The organism is Clostridium moutaii, from assembly GCF_041205085.1.
Lineage (GTDB): Bacteria > Bacillota > Clostridia > Clostridiales > Clostridiaceae > Clostridium_B > Clostridium_B moutaii.
The window spans coordinates 1-11,185 of record NZ_JBGEWD010000034.1 but is presented as its reverse complement, the minus strand read 5'-3'; the positions used below and the strand labels follow the sequence as shown (position 1 = coordinate 11,185).

The following is an 11,185-nucleotide window of genomic DNA, read 5'->3' as shown; positions in this document are numbered from 1 at the left end:
TCACCTCAGAAAATAATACTTTGGAAGGTACTGACTCAGAAGATACCGTTTTAGAAAATAATATTTTAGAAGATACCAACCCAGAAGACATCACCTTAGAAAATAATACTTTGGGAGGTACTGACTCAGAAATCATCACCTTAGAAAATAATACTTTGGAAGGTACTGACTCAGAAGATACCGTTTTAGAAAATAATATTTTAGAAGATACCAACCCAGAAGACATCACCTTAGAAAATAATACTTTGGGAGGTACTGACTCAGAAATCATCACCTTAGAAAATAATACTTTGGAAGGTACTGACTCAGAAGACACCGTCTTAGAAAATAATATTTTAGAAGATACCAACCCAGAAATCATCACCTTAGAAAATAATACTTTGGAAGATACCAACTCAGAAAACATTACCTTAGAAAACAGCCATGATAAATTCAATAATGGAACCAATAAAAATGAAATAAATAACAAGATTACCATTGAAAATTGTAAAACAACTGTTATCTCGGAAACATTACCGCTTTGTGAAAACACTCCTCATACTTCTCAGGTTACTAAAGGGCCTGTAACAATAAAAGTTCCAGTGGTGATAACAGAATGTAAAGTAACTATTAATGTTCAATCTTCCCTTAAACTAGAGGATACTGTATTAGAAATTAAAGACATTAGGAAAAATGCATATTTGAACCAATGTGAACTTATTCCTGACTCTGAAAACGACAAGCCTAATACCGGAATAGTATTTATAAACGGTTTTATTAGAAAAAATATTGAATACACTACAAAAGAATATGTGGACAAAGTAACATTAAAAGGTAAATTAAAACATGCCACAGTTAAAGTACCTTTTAAATGTACTACTAGGGTCACATTCAAAACTCCCCCTAAATTTACATCCACTGCTTCTCAATATAAAGTAGACATATTAGAAACTAACATTAAAATTTGTGATTCTTGCAAAGAAGATATGATTGGCTCAGATATTCATGAACAAAGCTTTAAATTAACTGAATCCTTTAATGAAAAAGTATTCTGCGAACTAATAAATGCAGAAATTACTGAAACTGACATTCTTGAAAATCCAGAAGATAGGAATTGTGAATTACCTTTAGATCAGGGATTCCATATCATCACTGAAAAAGTAGTATTACTTTTAACAATAAAACTACTGCAAAATCAGGATGTAGAAATTTCAAAATAAGGCGACCTATTTTAGAACCTAGTTAAGAGCCTTAAGATTAATGGATGAAAACATAACTTACGGCTATATTATTACCTATTTTTTAACTAAGGAAAATCTGCGTGCAATCATGATTAAAGTTAATAAAATATTTTTCAAATAGTAAAAGCCCTAGTTCCCAATAGAAGGTAATTAAGGCTTTTACCTAACAATATATTTTGGATCTAATTTCTATAAATATGCCACATTGCATTGTTTGTTCCCCTAGCAAATACATCGGTTCTGTTTGGTCCCCAGGATACTGCAGCTGGTTCAGAAGTTATGTTTCCACCTATACCCTGCCAATTACTCCATCTGGATCCATTCCACGACATTGTAATCAATTGATTATTTGAGCCTCTTGCAAACACCTCAAGTCTATTTGCTCTTCTCGAAGAAACTGCAGGACCCGAAGTTATCCTTCCTCTGAGATCTTGCCATGAACTCCACCTGGATCCATTCCACCATAAATGATATAATCGATTACCTTGGCCACGTACAAATACGTCAATTCTATTATTTCCCCATGACACGGCAGCAGGTGCTGAAGTCAATGTTCCTCCAAGGCTTTCCCAGTCACTCCATCTGGATCCATTCCACCATTTATGCCAAAGAGCATTATCTGTACCTCTTACAAAAGTATCCAGCCTATTAGGTGCCCATGATGAAACAGCAGGTGCTGAAGTCAATATACCTCCAAGACTTTCCCAACCGCTCCAGCGAGAGCCATTCCAGAATATATGCCACATGGCATTATCTGTACCTCTTGCAAATACGTCAATTCTATTATTTCCCCATGATACAGCAGCAGGTGCTGAAGTCAATGTGCCTCCAAGGCTTTCCCAGTCGCTCCATCTGGATCCATTCCACCATTTAAGCCAAAGAGCATTATCTGTACCTCTTGCAAATACGTCAATTCTATTATTTCCCCATGATACCGCAGCAGGTGCTGAAGTCACTGTGCCTCCAAGGCTTTCCCAGTCACTCCATCTGGATCCATTCCACCATTTATGCCAAAGAGCATTATCTGTACCTCTTACAAAAGTGTCCAGCCTATTAGGTGCCCATGATGAAACAGCAGGTGCTGAAGTCAATGTTCCTCCAAGGCTTTCCCAGTCTCTCCATCTGGATCCATTCCACCATTTATGCCAAAGAGCATTATCTGTACCTCTTACAAAAGTGTGCAGCCTATTAGGTGCCCATGATGAAACAGCAGGTGCTGAAGTCAATGTTCCGCCCAGATCTTCCCATCTACTCCATCTACCGGTGGAAATCGGAGGAATAACTATATTTCTGTAATCTTCTTCATAAAAGGATCTGAAATCTTCAGAATCGCTATAATATCCCGGGTTATAAAAGCGCTTCATCGACCTATTTAAAAAAGGACAAACAGCTTCATCAGAACAATACGGGCAACGGTAAAATGCATTATTATACATTAGGAACCTCCTTGTATTCTTGTTCCTGTTTAAATAATTACCAATTATATTCTATGGATAAAATTAGAAAATGTTACAAAAATGGCAGTTTTAATTTGAAATATAAATTCTACTTTAACCTAAAACATTAATTCAACAATTTTAAGATAAGCATTAAGGAAGGGCTACCTGCCCTTCCTTAATCCATTCACAATATATTTTCCCATGGGTAAACTCCACATAAACAATAAAAAACAATTTATTATATAAATTTATTATTTAAAGTACTCCTGGCCTAATAAATCAGCTGTCAATATGGCATCATACAGTTGAGCTGGAGTCACGTCACCTACCAAATGATGAATTGTTTCACCTGGCACACATGCTTTCTTTGCGGCTGTATGAACTCTTTCCTCGTCCATTACACCAACCTCCTTTAAGGTGATTGGAAGACCCACACTATAACAGAAATCCATAACTTTTTTTATTTCCTCCTTGGGGGCACTCTCCAGAATAAGCTGCACAATGGTACCAAATGCAACTAAAGAACCATGCATACTTCTCTCACACTCTTTCAAGGCTGTAAATCCATTATATACAGAATGAGCAACTGCCAATCCACCATTATCAGCACCTACTCCGCTTAAATATACATTGGCTTCGATTATAGCTTCCAAAGCCGGTGTTATCAAATGCTTTTCACAAGATAATTTTGCCTGATAACCAAATTCTAATAAAGTCTTATAACATAACTCACATAGAGCCATAGCCGACAGTGCTATACCTCCATTTTCCAAACTTGGTGAATCAGTTCTAATGCAAGCTCTAGCCTCAAAATATGTGCCCAGTGCGTCGCCCATTCCTGCTATAAGAAACTTTACAGGAGCATTTGCAATAACTTCACTGTCTACGATTACAGCTTCTGGATTTCTGGGATAAAATAAATATTTATCAAAAGTACCATCATCATTATATATAACTGAAAGTCCAGTACAAGGCGCATCAGTGGCTGTAACTGTAGGAACAATGCTCACAGGACATTTCTCATAGTAAGCAGTTGCCTTGGCAGTATCAATGGCAGCTCCTCCTCCAATACCTACAATCACTTCAATTTGTTCGTTTCTTACAATTTCCCTCATTTTTTCAATTTCTCCATTAGAACTGATGCCTTTAAATATTTCAAAATGTAGCTTGCAGTCCGTTTTTTCAAAACTCTTTTCGATTTTTGCATGGGAATTCTTATATCCGCTTTTACTGCAGATAAATAAATATGATGATCCTAAATCCTTGGTTTCTTCATAAAAATTCAGCAATGCCCCTTTACCTTGTATATACTTTAATGGAGCCCTTAACAATTTTAATATTGCCATGAATAAAACATCCTTTCCTCAGTATCTATGAGAGTAGTATTCCCTATTCTCCCTTTTAATTTTTCCAGAACAATCCCTCTCAATAATATTTAAATAAAGATACTAGCAATAGAGCTGCATTCATTAAGCGATTACATTGATGTGCATACCTTACCTTTTTAACTAAACATAAAATAATTTAGCATTTCATCTACAAATTTAATTTAGCAAAAATCATACCAAGCATAAAAAAATATTATATGCCACTTTTGACCTGTACAATAGTTTAATTATTTAATTAAAGGATTACATTAAATAATTTTTCTCATAACTGGAAAAACTATTTCCCATTTTTGTACTAGTGTGAATTTTCACTATCAATAAAATATTCAATTATTTATTATACTTACAACACTTTTCATTGTATATTCAGGTATTAGGAAATCCGTTGCAATACCATCTTTGGGGAAATAATCTAATTTTTTACTCCACTTATCTTAAAAACTTTATGAACATCTTTATCCTTTTTCTCTCTTGAAGAAATCAATTCCAGATTAAATACATTTTTTATATTTTCCCAAAATGGAATTTAAAATAACCAACTTTTGAATTTCATTTGTTCTCTCATATATTGTGCATATTTTAGCACCACCATACCATACGCTCTGTATGAAAACTTCTTACATAAATTACCTGTAAACAAATAAGGCTTAAACCTCCATGTTACCGTTTAAGCCTCATTATTGTTTGTACATTATCTCAATTTTTATCTATGCCGCCAAGTTAGCCATCTTCTTTTTCCCTAAATGTTTATTCATAAGAACCATTATGACCGGGCACAAAAATGCACTTATAATGCAAGATGCTGCTATTTGAGCCGTAGCTACCCCCAATATTGGAGCTAAAGATTTGTCCACAGCAGCTATAGCTACCGGAGTCCCTACAGAGTTACCTCCTGTAGAACCATTGGCAAAAGCTGCAATAGGTCTTTTTTCTCCAATTGCCTTAAGGGCAAAATAGCCTCCAAAACCTGTTAATACAGCTGTTAACACTCCTAATAATACTCCTGGCAATCCTGCTTTTACTATACTTGTTAAATTCATTCCTGCTCCCAGTGGGAAAGCAAAGAAAGGTATAAGTAATTTTTGTCCGGAAGCCAAAAATTTACGAATTTCTCCATCCAAACTTCCCAAAATCATTCCTAAAACTATAGGAGCCAAAACAGCGAGAAAAGCTGTAATCGGTACAGCAACCAGGCCTGAAGCACCCAAAACCAACATAGTAAAGAATGGTCCATTATTTAACGAAAGTACAGCCACAGCACCTACATCGCTTTCATCTCCATACTGTTCTGTCAACGCTACAAAAAGCCCACTGTTTGTATTAGTCATTGCAGCTATAATTGCCAGTGGTGTCAATCCCCAGATTCCAGCAGATCCAAATATCTTTCCTACAGCTAATCCTATAATTGTACCAATTCCACATTTGGCTACTGTGAGAACAGCACCTTTTTTAAAGGATTTTGGTGCCACTTTCAAGCTCATTTGAGAACCCATGCAAAACATAAACACTCCCAAAATTGGCAAAGAACCTTGTTTAAACATTGCAGTAGTAAATCCACCGATGGCTAACAGCTGCGGGAAAAACGTATTAATAACCGCCCCTAGCAATAAAGGTATTACCATTATTCCACCTGGTACTTTATCAATTGCTTTTTTAATTTGCATATATCACCTTATATATAATGAATATAATATATATTCATTATACCCTTTCCTTTATCAATAATAATTTAACGTTATTACTATATATTTGGTTTAGAATGTTGATATAAGTTTCAATATGCCAAATTCTCTGTGATTAAGTGATTCTGCCCTAGTTTGCTTACCATTTATTACCTCAAGCATTTCAGCAAAAATATCTTCCCCTACCTGCTTAACAGTTTTAGATCCTTCAATTATAGTTCCTGCATTTATATCCATGTTATCACGCATATTTTTAAATGTTTCTGGATTGCCCGTTACTTTTATTACCGGTGCAATAGGATTTCCAGTAGGAGTTCCCCTACCTGTAGTAAATACAACTAACTGAGCACCGCCACTTACCATACCTGTCATAGATTCAATGTCCTGCCCTGGTGTATCCATAACATATAATCCTTTACTTTTTGGTGCTTCTGCATAATTCAATACTCCATTTATTGGCGCAGTTCCACCTTTATATATACACCCTAAAGATTTTTCCTCTATTGTTGTCAAACCACCTTGAATATTACCCGGAGTAGGCTGTCCACCTCTCATGTCAACCCCCATTGTATTCGCTTTTTTTTCACAATTAGAGACTATTTCCAATATCTTGTTTCCTATCTCCTTAGTTACAGCTCTTTTAGCCAGTATATGTTCAGCTCCTATGAATTCTGTAGTTTCTGAAAATATGGATGTACCATTTAGTGAAACTAATTTATCTGATGCATATCCCACTGCAGGATTTGCGGCAAGTCCTGATGTAGTATCAGATCCACCACATTCAATTGCCAAAGTTATTTCTGATATATCTATTTCCTCTTTTTTAACCTCAGCTGCTTCTCTAGCCATGGCGGCTGCAATTCTCGTACCTTTTGTAACTGTGTTTATAGTTCCGCCACATTCTTGTATTATTAAATAGTCAACTTTTTTACCTGTAGATGCTATATCTTTTGCAACTTCTTTTGTTGGAACTCCTTCACATCCCAGCCCAACTACAAGTACTGCTGCTACATTAGGATTTTTTCCCAATGATTTCAATGTTGCTATCGTAAGATCCATATCGGCACCAACTTGACAGCATCCATGCTGATTTGGTATTGCTATGGCACCATTTACATGACTTGCGATTCCTGCTGCAACCTCACTGGCACAAACCGATGCAGGAAGTATTAATATATGATTTCTTATACCTACTTGTCCATTTTCTCTTCTGTATCCATAAAGCTTCATTATTTAGACACCTCCAAGTCTCCACGTCCTCTTTCACTTACAACATTATGCACATGAACATAGTCTCCAGACTTTATATCTTGAGTAGCTTGTCCTATAGACTCCTTATACTTTATTATTTCTCTACCCTTGGCTATATCCTTTACAGCAAACTTATGCCCGAAGGGAATATCTCCGTTGAGTACTATCTGAATTTCTTTGCCAAATACATCAATTAATACCTTTTCACCCTTTTTCAAATTTTTTACCGCAGTAGCTACATTATCATTTTCATTTGCTATAACTGCAAATTTTAGCATGTGTATTCCTCCCTCTATAATTTTTTCATTTATGTTATGTAGCAAGTATCATGCCAAATCTATTTACTACATAATAGGTATATATAATAAGCATGGGTTTCATAGTGAAACAAATTTATGTTTCGGAAATGAACGATGATGCATTATGCATCATCGTTCATTTTTCTCCACAAAGTTGTTCTGCTTATCTTTAATATTCTTGACGCCTTACCTACACTACCATCACAATAATCCATGACCTGTTTTATGTATTCATCTTCAACCTGCCTTAAATTTTTAAACTTCATCTTATTTAAACCGCTGTCTTTTTTATTTTTTATATCCACACTTTCAGTTTCCTCTAATAATTGCACATCATCTAGCCTCAATGCATTACCATTGCAAAGGACTACTGCTCTTTCTATCATTCCCTGAAGTTCTCTAACGTTTCCCTTATAATAATAACTATTTAAATAATCTCTAGCCTCATTTGATATGTGTTCAATCTTTTTATTATATTTTACAGAATATTTATTTATAAAAAATTTTGAAAGCTCAATTATATCTTCATTTCTATCATTTAATTCAGGTACCAAAAATGAAAGTATATTAATTCTGTAATATAGATCTTCTCTAAATTTCCCAATGTTTACCATATTCTTTAGTTTTTTATTTGTAGCGGATATGATTCTAACATCTACAGGAATTAACTTGTCGTCTCCTATTCTCATAACCTGTTTTTCCTGAATAACTCTAAGCAATCTGGTTTGCACATCAAGCGACATTTCCCCTATTTCATCTAAAAATATTGTACCTCTATGGGCGAGTTCAAACACACCTGCCTTACCACCTTTTACCGCACTTGTAAATGCTCCTTCCACATATCCAAAAAGTTCGCTTTCTATGAGATTCTCCGGTAGGGCTGCACAATTTATAGCTACAAAAGGCATATCTTTTCTATTACTGCTATTATGAATACTTTGGGCAAATAGTTCTTTCCCAACTCCCGATTTGCCTAAAATCAAAACCGGAGAATCATAGTGACTATAAATCTCAGCTTTTTTAATACATTCTTTCATTTTACCGCTTTTATATATTATGTCCTTAAAATTGTACTTAGCTGTAAATCCTTTTTTTTGAAGTTTAATTCTTATTTTCTGCTCTAACTCCTGTAATTTAGTAATATCCTGAAATGTTGCTACTACTCCATTTATCTTATTATCCACAATAAATGGCACTCTGTTAGTTGCTATTCTACAATTATTTACATTTTGAATTTCCCCTAATTGTACACATCCTGTTTTCAATACCTCATCTAACTTCGTATTTTTGACTACATCTTCAATTCTTTTTCCAATTGCCTCTTCTTTTGAAATATCAAATATTCTCTCAGCTGTAGAATTAAATATAGTAATTTTCTCTTCATTATCTACAGATATTATTCCATCATGGACAAAATCCATTATAGTTTTAAACCTTTCTGCTTTTTGTTTTTCAAGCTGTATACCCTTAAATATTCTCCTGGCTTCTCTCATTGCATCTATAATAGATTCCCTTCCAGATTCTATTATATAATTTTTACAATTCAATCTATTGGCTGCATAAGTACCTACAGTGTCCCCTACAAATATTCGTATACCCTCATCAACATATGGTTTTAATAATTTTTCAGGTTTTTTTTGATCACGAATTTCAATCTTAACTATATCCAAATCTAAAAGATCCCCTATTATTTCACACCTGTGTATTATATTTTTATAGCCAGCCGCACCAATTTTACCTTTATAATTAAATAAATCCCTGAACCCTCTTAAAATATCAAATGAGCTTATGCTGAGCTCAACTACGGGTATATCTACAACATCCTTTATCATCGTGTATGTTCCACCCCTGGATATAATTACACTTGCACCATTTTGCACTGCCTTTTTAGCAGCAATTACCCCTTCACTTAATCCTCCAACTACAATTTCTATATTATTATATTCTTTTATTTTAACTACTTGCTCCGCCAAATCGCCTAAATTTTTAAATGGAGCTATGAATACTATGTCTTTCATCATTGTCTCCTTCAGTAAAATTTTAAAATACTATTTTATAATTAATTATCTTGTTTTATATCTACATTTGCAATATAAAATTTTACTTCCTAGTATATTCAAGTCGTACAGCTACTATACAACTTTTTTATGACTATTTTTTATCCAGAATATTTTTGATTGTTTTTGCACTGTACCCTACAATTATAATCAGGGCGTGAATAAATACTACATGTCTCACAATAAGTATAAATTAATTATTGACAGTTTAAAATATTTTTCATTCAATTTTAAATACTAATAAACTTTTTCTGAAAATAAAAAACTATATGGCAATCAGGTGTAATATGTAATGATTATGATAATATTAAAGATAAATAAATTTTTTTATTTATAATAAAAGAATTTATGAAATTATTAATTTATAGTTGGGGGCTGATTTATTTGGATAAACGATTATCTTTGCCGTCGTACATAGTAGTTGGATCTATGTTGTTCGGACTGTTTTTTGGGGCAGGGAATTTGATATTTCCAGTACATATGGGGCAGGAGGCAGGTGCACACGTATCTGCTGCAACAATTGGATTTCTCATAACAGCTATTGGTCTTCCCTTTTTAGGTGTTGTTGCCATTGGTGTTTCTGAAAGTACAGGTTTGTTCGATCTTGCAAGCAGAGTTCATCCTTTTTATGGTTATGTAATGACGCTGCTGCTCTATTTAACAATCGGGCCATTCTTTGCATTGCCTAGGACTGGAACAGTTTCTTATGAAATTGGGCTTGCTCCTTTTATTCCAGGTCAATATGGTAGATTGGGGCTTGCTCTGTTTACCGCTGCCTTTTTTCTTGCAGCATTGTTTTTTTCTTTAAGGCCAAGTGAAATTCTCACCTGGGTAGGAAAAGTTCTAAATCCGCTTTTTTTAATATTTCTTGCTATTTTAATAATAACAAGTATTGTCCATCCTATGGGAACTGCATCTAGTGCAAAAATTGTTGATGCCTACACCAATACTCCTTTTTTTAAGGGATTTTTAGAAGGTTATAATACTATGGATGCACTAGCCTCCCTGGCTTTTGGAATTATAGTTGTAAGAACATTAAGAGACCTTGGAGTCACAAGTGCCAGAGGAATTGCAGTGGGAACTATTAAATCAGGTGCAGTAACCATTTTACTCATGGGACTGATTTATGGATGTTTGGCTTATGTAGGTGCTACAAGCGTGGGGAAATTTCCTGTTTCTGAAAACGGAGGAATTGCATTGGCTCAGGTGGCCAGATATTATTTCAGCTCCTGGGGTAGCATTTTGCTTGCATTAATCGTAACAGTAGCCTGCTTGAAGACTGCAATTGGCCTTATAACTGCCTGTTCTGAAACATTTTACGGATTGTTTCCAAGGAGTTTTGGCTACAGAGGTTATGTAATTATTTTTACAATTATAGCTTGTCTTGTGGCTAACGTTGGATTGACTCAGATAATTCTACTTTCAATTCCCGTTTTAATGTTCTTGTATCCATTGGCCATTGCATTAATTATACTTGGTTTGTTATCCCAGTTTTTCAAAAACCGTCAATGCGTATATGTACTTACTACCTTGTTTACTCTTTTTGTAAGCATAGCTGATTGCCTAAATGCTCTACCATCTGCAGTTAAATCCATGCCTTTTATACAAAATATTTTGAAATTCTATGGAAATTATGTGCCATTTTTTAATCTGGGTATGGGATGGGTTGTTCCTATGTTTACGGGCCTTATTCTCGGACTTGTTGTCTGTTTTTTCACAAGGTCAAAGACAAGTTTCGTTTAGATTTTTATTTTAAAATTATAACAAAAAAAGAGCTGTTCATAATTAACTTTATGAACTGACTCCCATAAGTTAGACCTAAAAATCTAACTTATGGGAGGTCAGTTTT

8 protein-coding genes are annotated in these 11,185 nt (G+C 34.6%); 2 read left to right on the top strand and 6 right to left on the bottom strand.

Annotation, left to right across the window (positions count from 1 at the left end):
• Positions 1–1,199, top strand: a 1,199-nt coding sequence (locus AB8U03_RS17745) for a CsxC family protein (protein ID WP_369705880.1), incomplete at its 5' end; no start/stop codon positions are given.
• A 203-nt stretch (positions 1,200–1,402) separates the two neighbouring features.
• Here the strand turns inward: AB8U03_RS17745 and AB8U03_RS17740 are convergent.
• The 6 genes from AB8U03_RS17740 to AB8U03_RS17715 all read right to left on the bottom strand — a co-directional run bounded on the left by AB8U03_RS17740 (position 1,403) and on the right by AB8U03_RS17715 (position 9,297).
• Positions 1,403–2,656: a sialidase gene (locus AB8U03_RS17740; RefSeq protein ID WP_369705879.1), complete on the bottom strand. Its 1,254-nt coding sequence runs from the start codon at positions 2,654–2,656 to the stop codon at positions 1,403–1,405.
• A gap of 254 nt (positions 2,657–2,910) precedes the next feature.
• A complete protein-coding gene (locus AB8U03_RS17735) occupies positions 2,911–4,005 on the bottom strand; it encodes a glycerol dehydrogenase (protein ID WP_369705878.1) in 1,095 nt (364 codons plus the stop codon).
• A 749-nt stretch (positions 4,006–4,754) separates the two neighbouring features.
• Positions 4,755–5,711, bottom strand: coding sequence for a 2-keto-3-deoxygluconate permease (locus AB8U03_RS17730; protein ID WP_369705877.1), 957 nt, complete (start codon positions 5,709–5,711; stop codon positions 4,755–4,757).
• 90 nt (positions 5,712–5,801) lie between these two features.
• Positions 5,802–6,959, bottom strand: a complete 1,158-nt coding sequence (locus AB8U03_RS17725; RefSeq protein ID WP_369705876.1) for a UxaA family hydrolase — start codon at positions 6,957–6,959, stop codon at positions 5,802–5,804.
• Positions 6,959–7,258, bottom strand: coding sequence for a UxaA family hydrolase (locus tag AB8U03_RS17720; protein WP_369705875.1), 300 nt, complete (start codon positions 7,256–7,258; stop codon positions 6,959–6,961). The genes AB8U03_RS17725 and AB8U03_RS17720 overlap by 1 nt, the downstream gene beginning before the upstream one ends.
• A gap of 143 nt (positions 7,259–7,401) precedes the next feature.
• On the bottom strand, positions 7,402–9,297 hold the full coding sequence (locus tag AB8U03_RS17715; RefSeq protein ID WP_369705874.1) for a sigma 54-interacting transcriptional regulator: 1,896 nt from the start codon (positions 9,295–9,297) through the stop codon (positions 7,402–7,404).
• 423 nt (positions 9,298–9,720) lie between these two features.
• On the opposite strand from AB8U03_RS17715, the gene brnQ reads away from it, so the two are divergent.
• A complete protein-coding gene (gene brnQ, locus AB8U03_RS17710) occupies positions 9,721–11,079 on the top strand; it encodes a branched-chain amino acid transport system II carrier protein (protein ID WP_369705873.1) in 1,359 nt (452 codons plus the stop codon).
• Positions 11,080–11,185 lie beyond the last annotated feature (106 nt).